14 protein-coding genes are annotated in these 15,606 nt (G+C 68.1%); 9 read left to right on the top strand and 5 right to left on the bottom strand.

Annotated elements, in window-relative coordinates; translation table 11 throughout:
• Positions 1-107: 107 nt before the first annotated feature.
• On the top strand, positions 108-1,115 hold the full coding sequence (phnD, locus tag AC1DQJ_RS17945) for a phosphate/phosphite/phosphonate ABC transporter substrate-binding protein (protein WP_477605784.1): 1,008 nt from the start codon (positions 108-110) through the stop codon (positions 1,113-1,115).
• Here phnD and AC1DQJ_RS17940 read toward each other — a convergent pair.
• The 3 genes from AC1DQJ_RS17940 to AC1DQJ_RS17930 form a co-directional block, all read right to left on the bottom strand.
• Positions 1,112-1,546, bottom strand: a complete 435-nt coding sequence (locus tag AC1DQJ_RS17940) for a very short patch repair endonuclease (protein ID WP_477605782.1) — start codon at positions 1,544-1,546, stop codon at positions 1,112-1,114. The genes phnD and AC1DQJ_RS17940 overlap by 4 nt on opposite strands.
• A 12-nt stretch (positions 1,547-1,558) precedes the next feature.
• Positions 1,559-2,539 (bottom strand): cysteine synthase A, encoded by a 981-nt coding sequence (gene cysK / locus AC1DQJ_RS17935; RefSeq protein ID WP_477605780.1) that lies wholly within the window; start codon positions 2,537-2,539, stop codon positions 1,559-1,561.
• Positions 2,540-2,628: 89 nt separating this feature from the next.
• Positions 2,629-3,756, bottom strand: coding sequence for a DNA cytosine methyltransferase (locus tag AC1DQJ_RS17930; RefSeq protein ID WP_477605778.1), 1,128 nt, complete (start codon positions 3,754-3,756; stop codon positions 2,629-2,631).
• 31 nt (positions 3,757-3,787) lie between these two features.
• On the opposite strand from AC1DQJ_RS17930, the gene AC1DQJ_RS17925 reads away from it, so the two are divergent.
• The 4 genes from AC1DQJ_RS17925 (at position 3,788) to recQ (ending at position 8,609) form a co-directional block, all read left to right on the top strand.
• Entirely contained in the window at positions 3,788-4,210 is a 423-nt protein-coding gene (locus AC1DQJ_RS17925) for a hypothetical protein (protein ID WP_477605776.1), read from the top strand.
• Positions 4,211-4,224: 14 nt separating this feature from the next.
• Complete coding sequence (locus AC1DQJ_RS17920; protein WP_477605774.1) at positions 4,225-4,677, top strand: COG3650 family protein; 453 nt, start codon at positions 4,225-4,227, stop codon at positions 4,675-4,677.
• Between the two features lie 219 nt (positions 4,678-4,896).
• The gene (locus AC1DQJ_RS17915) at positions 4,897-6,636 is read left to right on the top strand and encodes an N-acyl-D-amino-acid deacylase family protein (protein ID WP_477605772.1); all 1,740 of its coding nucleotides are present in this window, start codon (positions 4,897-4,899) and stop codon (positions 6,634-6,636) included.
• Between the two features lie 104 nt (positions 6,637-6,740).
• Positions 6,741-8,609 carry a DNA helicase RecQ gene (gene recQ / locus AC1DQJ_RS17910; RefSeq protein ID WP_477605770.1) on the top strand — a complete coding sequence of 623 codons (1,869 nt, stop codon included), beginning with the start codon at positions 6,741-6,743 and terminating at the stop codon, positions 8,607-8,609.
• On the opposite strand, the gene AC1DQJ_RS17905 is transcribed toward recQ, so the two are convergent.
• Together AC1DQJ_RS17905 and AC1DQJ_RS17900 are read right to left on the bottom strand one after the other, a co-directional pair.
• On the bottom strand, positions 8,606-9,688 hold the full coding sequence (locus tag AC1DQJ_RS17905; RefSeq protein ID WP_477605768.1) for a methyl-accepting chemotaxis protein: 1,083 nt from the start codon (positions 9,686-9,688) through the stop codon (positions 8,606-8,608). The genes recQ and AC1DQJ_RS17905 overlap by 4 nt on opposite strands.
• A 226-nt stretch (positions 9,689-9,914) precedes the next feature.
• Positions 9,915-11,528, bottom strand: coding sequence for a hypothetical protein (locus tag AC1DQJ_RS17900; protein ID WP_477605766.1), 1,614 nt, complete (start codon positions 11,526-11,528; stop codon positions 9,915-9,917).
• Between the two features lie 62 nt (positions 11,529-11,590).
• Between AC1DQJ_RS17900 and AC1DQJ_RS17895 the strand changes: the two genes are divergently transcribed.
• The 4 genes from AC1DQJ_RS17895 to AC1DQJ_RS17880 all read left to right on the top strand — a co-directional run bounded on the left by AC1DQJ_RS17895 (position 11,591) and on the right by AC1DQJ_RS17880 (position 15,438).
• Positions 11,591-13,114 carry a hypothetical protein gene (locus tag AC1DQJ_RS17895; RefSeq protein ID WP_477605764.1) on the top strand — a complete coding sequence of 508 codons (1,524 nt, stop codon included), beginning with the start codon at positions 11,591-11,593 and terminating at the stop codon, positions 13,112-13,114.
• Between the two features lie 50 nt (positions 13,115-13,164).
• Positions 13,165-13,974 (top strand): CHAP domain-containing protein, encoded by an 810-nt coding sequence (locus AC1DQJ_RS17890; protein WP_477605762.1) that lies wholly within the window; start codon positions 13,165-13,167, stop codon positions 13,972-13,974.
• Positions 13,975-14,098: 124 nt separating this feature from the next.
• On the top strand, positions 14,099-14,797 hold the full coding sequence (locus AC1DQJ_RS17885) for a cytidylyltransferase domain-containing protein (RefSeq protein ID WP_477605760.1): 699 nt from the start codon (positions 14,099-14,101) through the stop codon (positions 14,795-14,797).
• An 8-nt stretch (positions 14,798-14,805) separates the two neighbouring features.
• Entirely contained in the window at positions 14,806-15,438 is a 633-nt protein-coding gene (locus tag AC1DQJ_RS17880; protein ID WP_477605758.1) for a pseudaminic acid biosynthesis-associated methylase, read from the top strand.
• The last annotated feature ends 168 nt before the right edge of the window (positions 15,439-15,606 follow it).

The following is a 15,606-nucleotide window of genomic DNA, read 5'->3' as shown; positions in this document are numbered from 1 at the left end:
CGCCCCAAGGCCCTCGCCTCAAGCAGACTTTTGCGCTCAACCTTGTCGCACGTCCGTCATCGGAGCGGCGCAAAAGCGCCCGTCGGATCACAGTTGGGGGAGTTTCCATGATCACGCGCCGTCTTTGCCTGGCGCTCGCCTTCGTCTCGGCGATCGGCCTGGCGTCCTGCAGCAAGCCGGACGAGGGCAAGCCCGCGGCGCCGCAGGCGGTGAACTTCTCGATCATGTCCACCGAGGGCCGCCAGACCCAGATGGACGACTGGGCCCCGTTCCTGGCCGACATGGAAAAGGCCATCGGCGTGCCGGTGAAGCCGTTCTTCGGCACCAACTACACCTCGCTGATCGAGGCCATGCGTTTCAAGCAGACCGATGTGGGCTGGTTCACCAACCAGTCGGGGCTGGAGGCGGTGCGCCGCGCGGGCGGCGAGGTCTTCGCCCGCACCGTCAAGCCGAACGGCCCCGACGGCTACCAGGCGGTGATCGTGGTCAAGAAGGGCTCGGGGATCACGCTCGACAGGCTCTTGAAGTGCGACCGCAAGCTGAACTTCGGCATGGGCGACGCCAAGTCCACCTCCGGCACCCTGGCCCCGATGACCTATCTGTTCGCGCCGCACGGGGTCGATCCCAACACCTGCTTCAAGACCGTGCGCTCGGCCAACCATGAGGCCAATCTGCTCTCGGTCGCCCAGGGCCTGCTGGACGCGGCGACCAACAACACCGCCTCCATGGACCGGATGGCGATGATGGGCACGGAGATGTCGAAGAAGACCCTGGCCAGTCTCGACGTCATCTGGACCTCGCCGACGATTCCGGAGGACCCGATGATCCGCCGCAAGGACCTGGACCCGGCGCTGAAGGCCAAGATCGACGCCTTCATCTTCTCCTATGGGACCGGCGAAGGCCCGGAGGCCGAGCGGCAGCGCAAGATCCTGGAGCGCATCCAGACCAAGCCGTTCAAGCGGGCCGACAATTCGCACCTGCTGCCGGTGCGCGAGATGGAGGCGTCCGGCCAGCTGATCCAGGCCAGGACCAAGGGCGACACCGCCGCCGCGCAGGCCGCCCAGGCCGAGCTCGACCGCATCGCTGCCGAGAAGAAGGCGCTGCCGGCGGCCTAAACTCCGCCGGGCGGAGCGGCATTGAGCCCCAACGCTCGCTCCAGCCTCTCCCTCAGCCCCGCCTCGTCCTTCAGCTCGCATTCCCAGACCGTCTCGACCCGCCAGCCGCGCGCCTGCAGCTCGCCGCGGGTCCGCGCGTCGCGAGCCACGTTGCGGGCGACCTTGGCGGTCCAGTATTCGCGATTGGCCTTGGGCACGCGCGAACCGCGGGCGCAGACGTGGCCGTGCCAGAAGCAGCCGTGCACGAAGATCGCCAGCCCGCGCCCGGCCATGGCGATGTCGGGCGACCCGGGCAGGTCCTTGCGGTTGAGGCGGTAGCGGACGCCGAGCGCGGTCAGCGCCCGGCGTACCTTCAGTTCCGGCGCGGTGGCCTTGCTCTTCACCCGGCGCATCACCGCCGAGCGCTTCTCCGTGGAGAAGACGTCAGTCATCCGCGCGGAGGCTCACAGCCCCTCGAACAGCGCCGTCGACAGGTAGCGCTCGGCAAAGCTGGGGATGATCGCCACGATCAGCTTGCCCGCATACTCGTCGCGCGAGGCCAGGTCGAAGGCGGCGGTCAGCGCCGCGCCCGACGAGATGCCGACCGGGATGCCTTCTTCGCGGGCGACCCTGCGGGCCATGGCGAAGCTGTCGTCGTTGGACACCTGGATGATTTCGTCGATCACGCCGCGGTCGAGGATCGAGGGCACGAAGCCCGCGCCGATGCCCTGGATCTTGTGCGGGGCCGGCTGGCCGCCGGACAGCACCGGCGAGGCTTCCGGTTCGACCGCGACCATCTTCACCGACGGCTTGCGCGCCTTCAGCACCTGGCCGATGCCGGTGATCGTGCCGCCGGTGCCGACACCGGAGATCACCGCGTCGACCTTGCCGTCGGTGTCGTTCCAGATTTCCTCGGCGGTCGAGACCCGGTGGATCAGCGGATTGGCTTCGTTGTCGAACTGCTGGGGCATCACCGCGCCAGGGGTGGCCTCGACAATCTCCTTGGCCCGGGCGACCGCGCCGGCCATGCCGCGCTCGGCCGGCGTCAGCTCAAGCTTGGCGCCCAGGATGATCAGCATCTTGCGTCGCTCGATCGACATGCTCTCTGGCATCACCAGGGTGATCGGATAGCCCTTGGCCGCGGCCACGAAGGCCAGGGCGATGCCGGTGTTGCCGCTGGTCGGTTCGACGATCGAGCCGCCCGGCTTCAGCTTGCCGGTGGCTTCCAGCCACTCGATCATCGCCACGCCGATGCGGTCCTTGACCGAGGCCAGCGGGTTGAAGAACTCCAGCTTGGCGACGACCTCGCCCTTGGGCTTCAGCGCCGCGGTCAGACGCGGCAGCCGCACCAGCGGCGTGTCGCCGATCAGGTCGAGGACGGAGTCGAAGATCTTGCCGCGGCCGGAACGCTTGTAGCGGGCTGCGTCGTAGGTGGAGTCGGCCATGGCTCTCTCGTCGGTTAGCTGTGCCGCCAACCTAAGCACGCCGCTGGGATTTGGAAGGCCACTTCTTCTTAAGCCGTAACCGAGCCTGGCTATTCGGCGGCCGCCGCCACCTGACCACACAGCAACGGCTCAAGGATCTGGGCCGCGAGCCAGCGCACCACCGGGACCGCAACCCCGTCGCCGATCACGTGCAAGGCGCCGGTGGCGGCCTTCGGCAGCCAGTAGTCTTCCGGCAGGCCCATCAGCCGTGCGCCTTCCCGCGGCGAAATCAGCCGCGAACGGACCTCGCCGTTCTCGATCACCAACAGGGTCTGGCGCGAAGAGCCGCCGCGCGGGGTGCGCAGGCATCCGGCCAACCCGTCGAACCGCGCCTCGGCCCGCTGCACCCGCACGCCGTTCTCGACCCGCATCCGCCGGAACACCGCCCCGACCCGCCGCTCGCCTGAGTCTCGCGCCGCCGCGATCCGGGCCAGATGCTGCGGGGCCATCAGCGCCAGCAGGGCGGCGGTGCGATCTTCGTCGTTCCAGGTCACCGCCTCGTCCGGCTCCAGCAGGCTGGCTAGGTCGGCGTTGCGGGCCGGCGGCGCCTCGCCGCGCCACCAGATCCACTGCCGCGCCAAGTCGCCGGGCAGGCGGGCATGCGCCTCGCGCACCGCCTTTGTGTGGAACGGGCTGTCGCCGCAAAGGCCCGGCGCCGGCGGCTTGCGGGTGGCGATCACGAACACCCGCGGCCGCGACTGCGGGGTGAAGCGGGCCGCATCGATCTCCAGCGCGCCGAACCCGTAGCCCTGCTCGCTCAGCGCCCGGCAGAGGGCGGTGAAGTCCTCGCCGCCGTGCGAGGAGAGCAGGCCGCTGACGTTCTCGATGACGATGGCCCGCGGCGCGGCGGGACCCAGCGCTTGCATCAGCCGCCAGAACCCGAAGAACGCCGACGAGCGCCCGCCGGCCAGCCCGGCGCGGCCGCCCGCGAGGCTGAAATCCTGGCAGGGCGAGGAGGCCCAGGCGAGGTCGGCGTGCGGCGGCAGGCGTTCCGGATCGATCGCCCAGACGTCGCCCTCATGCAGGTGCTCGGCGGCGTCGGCGAAGTTGGCGCGGTAGGTGGCGGCCTTCAGCGGATCGAAGTCGTTGGCGAAGGCGCAGGCCCAATCGCCGCCGAGACCGAGACGGGCCATGCCGCCGCCGGCGAAAAACTCGTAGAAGTGGAGGGCCCGACTCATTGCCGGGAAGTCTAACCGCCAGGACGCCATCATGCGACGCACCGTGATTGCCGCAGCCGCCCTTCTGGCGCTGAGCGCCTGCCAACGGCAGGGCGGGGACGATCAGCACATCGACGAGCCGCCGCCTCCGCAGAACCCGTTCGTCGGCGATATCGACGCGACGGGCATGCGCCCGCCCTGGTCGCTGAAGATCCGCGCCGACAAGCTGACCCTGAACCTGGAAGGCCGCGCCCCGGTGGTGGTCGACAATCCCGGCGTGCTGGGCGAGGACGCCCGCGCCGTCTGGTCGACGACGGTGGACGGTCAGGCGCTGATCGTCACCCTGCTGGACGAGGGCCAGTGCCGGGACGGAACCTCGGACCTGCTCTATCCGTATGTCGCCATGGTCACGCTCGGCGAGACGACCTTGCAGGGCTGCGCCTCGCGCCTGCAGGGCCGGGTCGCCGACCACTAACGAGAGGACCTTCCATGCGCGCTGTTCTCCTGGCTCTCGCCGCCCTGACCCTCGCCGCCTGCCAGCCCCAGGCCCCGGACGGCTCGCCCGCCCAGCCGCCGGCCGACGCGCCCGTCGCCCCGGTCGAGCCGCAGGTCCCTGAGGCCTTCAAGGGCGACATCGACGCCCATGGGACCGAGCCGTTCTGGGGCGTCCAGATCCGCGAGGCGCAGATCAGCTTCTCGACCCCCGAGGCCAACATCACCTTCCCCAACCAGGGCCTGACCATCGAAGGCGGCAAGGCGGTCTGGGAGAGCGCGGCCGGCGACAAGCCGATCAAGGTCACCCTGATCGAGCAGCCGGGCTGCTCGGACGGCATGTCCGACCTGAAGTACCCGCTCGCAGCCGAAGTCGCCCTCGGCGGCGCCACCTACAAGGGCTGCGCCGCCAAGACGTCGGAGCGCCCCAGGGAAGGGCAAGGGAAATAGCCTCTAGATGCTCCCCCGCTGGGGGAGCTGTCAGCCGAATGGCTGGCTGAGGGGGCGGGCCGCAGTCCCCCTCCGTCTCGCGGCCTTCGCCGCGATCCACCTCCCCCAAGAGGGGAGGATCTACTTCACTCCTGCCGCGGCGGCGCCCTTGACCTGGACGCCCCTGCGGGCGGCTAATCTCGCCTGAACGTCGATCACAAGGCGGCCAGGGAGAAAACCATGGAACGGGCCTATGACCTCGTCATCCGGGGCGGAACCCTCGTGGACGGCTCGGGCGCGCCGGCCGTGCAGGCCGACGTCGCCGTCAAGGACGGGCTGATCGTCCAGGTCGGCCAGGTGAACGGGGCCGGCGCCGAGGAGATCGACGCCCGCGGCAAGCTGGTGACTCCGGGCTTCGTCGACATCCACACCCACTATGACGGCCAGGCGACCTGGGACCACCACATGCAGCCCTCGTCCTGGCACGGGGTGACGACGGTGGTGATGGGCAATTGCGGAGTCGGCTTCGCACCCTGCAAGCCCGCCGACCACGACCGGCTGGTGCGGCTGATGGAGGGGGTCGAAGACATCCCGTTCCCAGTGCTGGCCGAGGGCCTGCCCTGGAGCTGGGAGAGCTTCCCCGACTATCTCGACAGCCTCTCGGGCCGCAGCTTCGACGTCGACATCGGCGCCCAGCTGCCGCACGCGGCCCTGCGGGTGTTCGTGATGGGCGAGCGCGGCGCCAACCGCGAGGCCGCCAGCTCCGCCGACATCGCCGCCATGGCCGCGATCGCCAAGGGCGCGATGGAGGCCGGCGCCCTCGGCTTCTCCACCTCGCGCACGCTCAACCACCGCACCAGCGACGGCCAGCCGACCCCGACCCTGACCGCGTCGGAGGACGAGCTCACCGGCATCGCCATGGGCCTGGCGGCGGCCGGCAAGGGCGCGCTGCAGTTCGTCTCCGACTTCGCCGACCCGGAAGCCGAGTTCGCCATGCTGCGGCGGATCGTCGAGCGCTCCGGCCGGCCGCTGTCCTTCTCGCTGGTGCAGAGCCCGGTCCAGCCGCGCCAATACGAACTGCTGCTGCAGCGGCTGGAGCAGGCCAACGACGCCGGCCTGCCGATGAAGGCCCAGGTCTGCGGCCGGCCGGTCGGCATCCTGTTCGGGCTGGAGCTGACCCTAAATCCGTTCAGCCACCATCCGGCCTATCGCGAGATCGCCGCCCTGCCGCTGGCCGAGCGGGTGGCGCACCTGCGCGATCCCGACTTCCGCGCCCGGCTGCTGGCCGACAGCGGCGAGGCGACCCCCGCCTTCGCCGCCAACATGACCCGCAACTGGAAGATCATGTTCCTGATGGGCGAGGCGCCCGACTACGAGCAGACCGCCGACCGCACGCTGCTGGCCCTGGCGAGCGCGCGGGGCGTCTCACCGCAGGAGCTGGCCCTCGACCACATGCTGCAGAACGACGGCCGCGGCATGCTCTACCTGCCGTTCCTCAACTACGCCGACGGCTCGCTGGACCCGAGCTTCGCCATGCTGACCCATCGCGACACCGTGCCGGGCCTCTCCGACGGCGGCGCGCATGTCGGGATGATCTGCGACGGCTCGTTCCCGACCTCGAACCTCACCCACTGGACCCGCGACCGCACCCGCGGCCCCAAGCTGCCGCTGGAGCTGATGGTGCGGATGCAGACCCAGGACACCGCCGCCGCGCTCGGCCTCCACGACCGCGGTTTGGTCGCGCCCGGCTACCGCGCCGACCTCAACGTCATCGACTACGACAAGCTCAACCTGAGGCCGCCGGCGGTGGCCTACGACCTGCCGGCCGGCGGGCGGCGGCTGGTGCAGCGGGCCGACGGCTACGTCGCCACCATCGTCGCCGGCCAGGTCACCTACCGCGACGGCGAACCCACCGGCGCGCTGCCCGGCCGGCTGCTGCGCGGCGCCCAGGCCGCGCCCACGGCGGTCGCGGCGGAGTAGCACCTTCGTGCTGCGCAAACCGGGATGACAACGGTGGGCGCTAAGGTTGCCAATGCCGACAATGTCCCATGGCTCCGCGCGCCGACGCAGGCCATAAGCGCTCCATGGCCGCCTCCCTCGCGCCGCGACAGGACATCGACGACACGCCAAGCCTGGACGGGGCGCGGGAGATCCTGCGCCGCACCTTCGGCCATGCCGAATTCCGCGGCCGCCAGGCCGAGGTGATCGCCGAGATCCTGGCCGGGCGCAGCGCCATGGCCGTGCTGCCGACCGGCGGCGGCAAGAGCGTCTGCTACCAGATCCCGGCCATGATGCGCCCGGGCCTCGGCCTGGTGGTCTCGCCGCTGATCGCGCTGATGACCGACCAGGTCGCCGGCCTGCAGCAGTCGGGCGTCGCCGCCGCCAAGCTGGACTCCACCGGCGAGGCCTGGGAGCGGGCCGAGACCTGGGAGAAGATCGAGCGCGGCGAACTGGACCTGCTCTACGTCTCGCCCGAAGGCCTGATGCAGCCCTCGATGCTGGAGCGGCTGTCGCGCACGCCGCTGGCCCTGATCGCCATCGACGAGGCGCACTGCGTCAGCCAGTGGGGCCACGACTTCCGGCCCGAATACCGGATGATGGGCCGGCTGGCCGACATCTTCCCGAACGTGCCGCGGCTGGCGGTCACCGCCACCGCCGACAACCGCACCCGCGAGGACATCCGCGCCGAACTGCGGCTGCAGGACTCAGCCGAGTTCGTGGCCAGCTTCGCGCGGCCGGAGCTGGCGCTGAGCGCCGAGCGCAAGCGCGGCAACAATCATAAGCGGGTGCTGGAACTGGTCGCCGCCCGCCCGGGCCGCTCGGGCGTGGTCTACGCCGGCTCCCGCGACGGGGTCGACAAGCTGGCCGAGGCCCTGCGCGGCGCCGGCGTCCCGGCGCTGGCCTATCACGCCGGCCTGGACAAGAACCTCCGCGCCGACCGGCTGGAGAAGTTCCTCGAGGCCGACGAGGCGGTGATGGTCGCCACCATCGCCTTCGGCATGGGCGTCGACAAACCCGACGTCCGCTACGTGATCCACGCCGATCCGCCGGGCTCGGTCGAGGCCTACTGGCAGGAGATCGGCCGCGCCGGGCGCGACGGCGACCCGGCCGAGGGCATCACCCTCTACGGCTCGGCCGACATGGCCTGGGCGCTGCGCCGCCTCGACAGCCGCGATGTCGACGAGAGCGTCAAGCAGGTGCAGTCCCGCAAGGTGCGCCAGCTCTACGCCATGCTCGACGGCGCCTCCTGCCGCGCCGCCGCCGTACGTCGCTACTTCGGCGAGGAGGGCGTCGCCGCCTGCGGCCAGTGCGACCTCTGCCTCGGCGAGGTGGAAACCGTCGACGCCACCCGCCCGGCCCAGATGGCGCTGTCGGCGGTGCACCGCATGGGCGGCCGCTTCGGCCGCGGCCGGCTGGTCGATCATCTGCTCGGCAAGACCAAGGACCCGTCCGACTTCGAGGCCGGCCTCACCACCTTCGGCATCGGCCAGGAACTCAGCGCCGTGGCCTGGCGCGACCTGATCGACCAGCTGCTGTTCGACGGCCTGCTGCGCGAGGACCCCAACGACGGCCGGCCGCTGATCGGCCTGGGCGACGCCGAGGGGGTCAAGGCGATCTATCGCGGCGAGCGCCAGGTGGCGCTGCGCAAGCCGCACGAGCCGGAGCCCACCAGCCGCACCCGCACCAGCCGCCGCAAGGGCGGGGCCGCGCCGACGACGGTCGCGCCGCACGACCAGCCGGTGTTCGAGGCCCTGCGCGCCTGGCGTCGCGACGAGGCCGCGCGCCAGCACCTGCCGCCCTACGTGATCTTCCACGACCGCACCCTGGCCGAGATCGCCGCCCGCCGTCCCGGCGGCCTGCGCGACCTGGCTGCATTGTCCGGCGTCGGCGAAGGCAAGCTTGAGCGCTACGGCGTGGCGGTGCTGCAGGTGCTCAAGGGCATGGACTCCTAGGCCCTGGCCGCCCGCGCCTTGACGCCCGCCGCCTCGGCCGGTTCGCGCTGCAGGATGCAGCCGTACCAGCCCAGGCCGCGATAGGTTTCGTAGCCGGGGGTCTGGGCGTAGCCGACCGTGGAGCCTTCCAGCGGATAGCTGCCCATGCCGATCGCGTCGGCCGGCAGCTTGAACTGCTCCTCCAGCACGCCGAGCTTGTCGGACGAGGCCAGCACCCGCCCGGCGTGGTCCAGCAGCATGACCCGCGAGCGGCTCCGCTCCTCGTCGGTCAATCGCACCCCGTCGACCACCGCCTGGGCCTGCGGCTTCCAGTCGAAGTGGATGCCGAGCACCCCGATCACCGGCCCGTCGGAGCGGCCGTCCTTGCGGATGGCGGCGGCGTAGGTGGCGACCGGCGCGCCGCCCAGGGCCGCGGCCCGCTCGATGTCGCAGGCCGCGAACTCGTCGCCGTCGCGGGTGCGCATCGCCTGCTGGAACCAGCTCGCCCCGGCGGCGGACGCGCCGGTCGCCTGCGGGTAGCGCTCGGGCCGGCCGCTGGCGATCACCCGCCCGGTCGGGTCGCAGATCCAGAGGTCGAGATAGACGGTGTAGGCCGAAAGGATCACCCCCAGCCGGCGGCTGGCGTGGCGGGCGGTCTCGGGCGAGGGCGCCGCCAGCGCCTCGACCACGGCGGAGTCGGTCGCCCACCAGCGCACGTCGCAGGTGCGCTCATAGAGGTTGCGGTCGATGAGCTCGATGGCGTTCAGCGCCAGGTCGGCCAGCCGCTGGCCGCGCATGTGCTCCAGGATCGCCGCCCCCACCGCCGACAGCTCGGCCAGGTCGGTGCGCACCTGGCTCTCCATGGCCATGGCGACGTCGTCGATCTCGGCGGCGATGCGCTTGAACTCCTCGGCGACGATGGCGAAGCCCTTGCCGGCTTCCCCGGCCCGCGCCGCGGTGATCAGGGCGTTGATGGCCAGCATCTTGGCCTGGCGGTTGATCGCCGAGATCTCGCCGATCTTGTCGCCGGCCACAGTCGACAGCCGCTGGGACAGCTCAAGGATCCGCTCGGGTACGAGCGTGCCGTCGGACTCAGACATCGTCTCCCCTTCGGATCGTGACTCCGGAGCGTGACAGCCGCAAGCGGACGCCGGTTGCGGCGCCCCTCACGCTCCAAGCTCTTGAATTGCGGCCGCCGTTCCGCAACCGAATCAGGACGTTAAGGCAAGCTTGGCCATGCCGTAATGGTTGCCGTGACACCGGTAGCGCCACGCCCGGTTGTTAGGCGCTTCCAGGCGCCAGACGCCCAAAATCCGGGCGTAGAACTCAGTTTGAACCCAACATCCTTGGCGCCCATCCTCCGGCGCAGCTGGCGTCACCGTCCCTCTGCAAAAGGATTGCACGTCTTTCACCAGGAGAGATCGTGGTCGAAACGTCTACTCGAGCGATTGCGACGTTGCCGGCGACGAATGGCTCAAACGTGAAGGTGAACAATAGCTCCTGCCCCCCCGTAGATTGCGGGCGCTTTCCGATCGCCTGCATGTAGGAGTCCCCGCCACCAGCTCTGCCGCCAGGGAAGTAGGCGTAGCATCCGAGGCGCTCGAGCATTGGCGCTGCCGTGGTGCGAAGCAGCCACGCATAGTTGTTCTCAATGGTGACGGTCGAAGGGTTCGTTACGGCCGATCCGCCACCCTCGAAGGGTAGAGGATAGTGGAACAGCGGGCCGGCGATCTTCACTCGCTGCTCTGCGCTCGCGGTCTGGAAGAATGCGGCTATCCCGACCTTCTCCCGTTCCACCCAACTCATTTGTGCGGTGGTGGCTGGAACCGAGGGGGGCGGTGGGGCTTGGTCCGAACGAGGCTTGATTTCAGAGGGGAGGTAGGCCCACTCGCCCTGCATGCACTCGGTGGAATCTATTTGCCCGCCAGTGACCCCGGCTGGAAGCGTTCGCGTGAGCGCCCAGGCGAGCAGGGCCCGATCTGGATTTGTGAGGTTGAGGTTCTGCAGGCGCCCCCTTAGCGCCTTGCAACGCGCATCCACATCCTGTGGCTTGGACCCTGCGAAGGCGGCGAGCTGTTCCCCCGCGAAGGCCGAGACGTATCCGCCAAGGGTCTGCGAGGTGTTGGTGCCGGGAATGGGAGCGATCGCGAGCCTGGTGTCGAGGACGAACGCCGGCTGCCAGGCGGCGCTCGCAGGTTTAGTGATGAATGCGTCGACGACGCTCATCCAGACGCGGATCTTGTATCCGTTCGTGCTCGAAATGACGCCGTCAGCCTCAGACCATTCGCGATGCGTGTTGAGCGGTGATGGCTTGATCGCGAAGGGCGCGCGGAATGATTCCTGAACCGAAATCTCCGCACCGTCGACAAGCCTCCCGAGCCCCACCCCCGCGCTGGCTGCGGCCGGGGCTGGTACGCCGGCCAGGGTCCCCAGCGTCTGCAGGGTGTTCCTGAGGTCTTCCTTCAAATTGTCGGACGGCCGCTCGTTTTTGAAGAGTGACGGCGTAACGACGAACTCCTGGTTCGCGTAGCTTCCCATGGAGAATAGAGGGCTGGTGTAGTCCACTTCTTGAACAGTGAGTTTGCACTTGTTGCCTGACAATCCGGGCAAGAGGCCGGCTTCCAGTTCAAGGTTTAGGGGGTTGAACTCGGTCTCTCCCAGGGTCGGAACAAGCACTTTCAGGCCGACGCCCAACTTCTTTGTCCGGTTCACATAGTCCGCAACGTCCGCTCCCCAGGGCGCACGCTTCGGGCAACGCCCCAGTTTTGACCCTGCGCCATCCGTGACCGTGATGTGCAGTTGAACGTACTTGTTCTGATCAAATGCGAAGGGTGGCTGAGGAGACCATTCCGGTGTGGATGGCTGGGCGCTGGCGCCGGTGGCCAGGAATATCAAAGCGCTCGACAAGCCCATGGCCGCCAGCACCGCACCAATTCGCATCTAGCCCCCCATGCTTCGGCGAAGAGCGGCACTATGGGGAACGGGTAAAACACAATCAAGCCGTGTTCTCTAGAGACGCGCTTCTTCAGGATGCGGGTCGATTTTCGCAACCCATCGCTGTTCGCAGCGTGAATGACATCGTTGGTGGCAAAACCATTGATGCGGATGCGGCCTTCGATAGCTTTCCGGTCAAACGGGGGGAGGTGGGCATGTCGTCCGTCGGCAAGTGGCTGTTGGCGTGGTGCTTTCTGATGCTGCCATTCGGCGCGTCAGCCGCCGCGCCGTGTGGTGACTTTGGCGAAAGCCGGCCGATGTCCGTACCCGTGCAATATGTGACAGGGCCGGGCGAGAAGGAGCTGTATTCGGGCAGCTACGCCCTGGTTCTCGCATCAAGCGACTATCTGCACTGGCGCAAACTCAGCTCGATTCCCCTCGAGACGCAGGACCTGGTCGATACCTTGGTGGCGCAGGGGTTCCGGGTTCGCGTGGTCTGCAATCCGGCAGGGGGCGAGAATGGCGGCCTGGGCGAGGTCGCCAAATTTCTTGATGCACACGGCCAAAGCGACGCCCGCCTGGTCATCTTCATGACTGGCCATGGGTGGGTGGAGCCCCTGAAGTCAATTGGGTACTACGCAGGGGTGGACAGCCCGGAGGCCGGTGAGGCGGCTCGGCCGCTGAGCATAGCTTCAGAGAGAATTATAGCGCTCGCGAAGAGCGCCAAGCCCCGGCACCTCCTGTTCGTGGTGGACGCCTGTTACTCTGCGGCCATCTTCACGACCAAAGGCGGCGCGCTGCCTCTGAAGGCGATTAGCCTTGTCGACTACGACGCCGTCGCAAGGCCCGCCCGGAGCTTCATCACCGCCGGCGACGCTGCGCAGGAGACGCCAAGTCCTAGTATTTTTACGCCCGCATTCATCATGGGAATTGCTGGCTACGCTGACCTGAACGGCGACGGCATGGTTCGCGGGGCCGAACTGTCGACTTGGCTGCGCGACAAAGTTGCGAACAGCACAGGCCGCGCAACGACGCCTATCTCAGGCCACGTGCCACTGACGCCGGGCGATATTGTCTCTGGCGGGGGTGACATCGTGTTCAAGTATGACGCCGCAAGCATGGTGAGCGTCAGAGACAAGCTGCGCAGCCCCGGCGCAAAAGATGTCCTCGCCCCCGAGGCGAAAATCACCACCCCGAGCGAGGGGGAATGGCGCGACCCTCGCTACGCCGTCACCTATTTTCAGAAGTCCGCGGATGGGCAACGTGTCGTTGCGGCGCTCGACCACGCCCGCACGCCGTACCTGACGACGCGACCAATTCTGCCGGGGAATGATCGGATTACCAACGGCCTGGCCTGCCATCCCGAGGCGCCCGTGGAGGTCGTACGGGCGGCGGCCCGCGCCTTGATTGAGGGCGGCGTACCGCTTCGCATCATAGACCAGGCCACGAAGCTGCTCGATCAACGTCGGTTCATGTTGCAGGCATTGAGCTTTGCTCGGGTCGAAGGCTCAAAGTATCGGGATCTAACCGTTGCAGATCTGGACGCGCTGACGAGCTGTCCGAATGAATTCGTCTTCCGGGCGGAGCGCTAGTTGTTTCGCCTCCGTCGGCTATCCTCAGAAAATATCGGAGCGTTTGCACAATGACGATCGAGCACGACGCAATAAGTCGCCGCGCTGCAATGACGTTTGGCCTGGCCGCGGCGGGACTCGTCGGACTTGGCTCTGGAGAGGCCGCTGCGCAGGACGCCCCGGATCATGCTGACAAACTGATTTCCGAAGATCAGTCCGGCGATTCGAATCTGCCGACGGAGCGCCTGACCTTCAACCCAGTCGCCTTGATGCGGGATGTTCTGGGGGCCACGAAAGCAAGCTACGAGCCGCGAATCCCCTCTTTCAATTCGGCCCTTCTCACCACTCTTCGCACGGAATTTATCGGCAAAAGCCGCACGAAGAATAAGGCCGAGATCACGCAGTACCTTGAGCTCTTCAATCTGCCTTTCTCGTCCAATGGCTCACTTGTGCCGTTCTGTGCAGCCGGCCTCTCATATGCCGCCGCGCTAGCCTATGCGCGGCAGAAGGGCGGCGCCACCACACTCACGGCGCTTCGAAGCATGTTGGGCGACGTTGATCATCATCACTTCTACCCGACGCCCTCGGTCATCGACATGATGTACGTGGCCAGGGGCACGCGCCGATGGGTCGCCCGGTCAGAGGCGGTCGGAGCCTTGGCTCCGAAGCCGGGGTGGCTCGTGGTCTACAATTGGGATCAAGACGGAAAGCCCGACCACGTCGGCATCGTCGAGAGTTTCGCCGCGCCTAACCTGCACACGATCGAGTTCAACACCTCCGACACGAACAACTCCAACGGGGGCACCGTGGCGGCTCGAATCCGTCCGCTGAACGCCCAGGTTCAGGGTTTCATCCGCCCCGAACTCGTTCGCAACATCTGACGAGGGTTCTAGCGCTGGGTCTGGACAGCGCTCAAGCTCACGCCGACGAACCGCCTCCCCCAACGCGGTTAATACCCGCTCAACGCTCTGATCCTATCGTCCCGACAGTCGAGGGGACGGGCGCATGGCGGTCGCGATCCTGCAGGCGCGGATGAGTTCTTCGCGGCTGCCGGGCAAGGTGTTGAAGCCGCTGGCGGGGCGGCCGATGGTCGAGCGTCAGATCGAGCGCCTGCGCCGCTCTGCGACCTTGGATCGCCTGGTCGTGGCGACCAGCGACGACCCCTCCGACGACGTGCTGGCGGACTTCCTCTGCGAGATCGGCATCGAGACGTTCCGCGGCTCGCTGCACGACGTGCTCGGCCGCTATGTCGGCGCCATCCAGGCGCTGGGGGTCAGCGGCCAGGTGGTGCGACTGACCGCCGACTGCCCGCTGGCCGATCCCGGGGTGATCGACGACTGCGTGCGCATGCAGGCCGAGTTGGCGGTCGACTACTGCTCCAACGGCCGGCGGCGGACCTATCCGCGCGGCCTGGACGTCGAGGTGTTCGACGCGCAGCGGCTGCTGCTCGCCGGGCGCGAGGCCACCGACCCCTATGACCGCGAGCACGTGACCCCGTTTCTCTATCGATACCCGGAGCGCGGCTTCAGCCAGGGCGAGCTGGTCCAGGACCGCGACGAAAGCCCGCTGCGCTGGACCGTCGACACGCCCGAGGATTTCGCCTTCGTGGAGCGGGTCTACGCCGCCCTCTATCCGACCAGGCCCGCCTTCACCTCCGACGACATCCGGGCGCTGCCCTTCTCCCATTTCGAACCAGACCTCTAGGACCCCCCATGACTGATACCTTGGCCGACCCGAAATCCGCCTGGGCGGGTGACTTCGGCGCCGAATACACCGCGCGCAACGTCGCTTCCGAGGACGTGCTGCGCATCCGTACGGCGATGTGGGCGCGGATCACCCAGGCCTTTCAGGGCGACCCGCCGAAATCGATCCTCGAGGTCGGCTGCAATCTCGGCCTCAACCTGCGGGCCTTGCCGCGTCTGATCGACGCCGAGCTGTCGGCGATCGAGCCCAACCCCGCCGCCCGCGCCCGGGTGCTGGCTGACAAGGTGCTGCCGCCGGAACGGCTCTATGCCGGGTTCGGCGACACCATCCCGGTGGCCGACGGCGCGGTGGAGATGTCGTTCACCTCGGGCGTGCTGATCCACGTCGACCCGTCGCAGCTGGAAGCGACCATGGACGAGATCTATCGGGTCTCCTCGAAATACGTGCTGTGCTCGGAGTACTTCTCGCCGCGGGCGGAGAGCATCAGCTATCGCGGTCAGGAAGGCCTGCTGTTCAAGAACGACTTCGGCGGCCTCTACATGGACCGCTTCCCGGACCTGCAGCTGGTCGACTACGGCTTCTTCTGGAAGCGCGCCACCCAGCTCGACGACGCCACCTGGTGGCTGTTCCGCAAGGGCTGACCCCAGATCCTCCCCTCTTGGGGGAGGTGGATCGATGCGCAGCATCGAGACGGAGGGGGCATGCGGCGGAGGTCGAAGTCCCCCTCAGTCAGCCATCCGGCTGACAGCTCCCCCAGTGGGGGAGCATCTCCATTCTCAGTTCCTCCCCCTTTGGGGGAGGTGGCGCGC

The organism is Phenylobacterium sp. P4_E10 (assembly GCF_056401675.1).
This window is presented reverse-complemented; position numbering and strand designations above follow the sequence as displayed.